General features: G+C 28.9%; 1 pseudogene. It reads left to right on the top strand.

Going from position 1 to position 367, the window contains the following annotated elements:
* A pseudogene (locus tag AJ889_RS09725) lies at window positions 1–255 on the top strand (hypothetical protein); the annotation flags it as partial.
* Between the last annotated feature and the right edge of the window lie 112 nt (window positions 256–367).

Genomic DNA, 367 nt, shown 5'->3' with positions numbered 1-367 from the left:
AGAGATGAAAGATCTGCTAAACTGACTATGGATACCCTAGTATTAAGCGCCAAACTAGCAGCCTTAACTCCTCCTCAAGGCTATCCTAATGCTCCAAGATACTATAGCCCTGAAAGACTAGAAATTATTTATAAAAGACATAAGCTTGATAAACTTCTTGACCCAAGAATTCCTGCTATTTATAGATATAATTTTCCAGAGGATTTAAGAGTTAAGATACTAGCTTATGCTAAAGAGCATAATATAAAAGAGTAATTTAATCAAAATAAAAAAATATTTAAAGTAAAATAAAAACAAAAGGAAAAACAATGCAAAAAATACTTCAAATCGATTTAGAAAAAAGAAAAGCTTTAGAGAATTTCAAAAA

The sequence above is a fragment of the Campylobacter sp. BCW_6468 genome (assembly GCF_001762865.1).
In the GTDB taxonomy this organism is placed as follows: Bacteria; Campylobacterota; Campylobacteria; order Campylobacterales; family Campylobacteraceae; genus Campylobacter_D; species Campylobacter_D jejuni.
The sequence above is the reverse complement of the archived record's forward strand: the minus strand, read 5'-3'. Positions and strand labels throughout refer to the sequence as shown.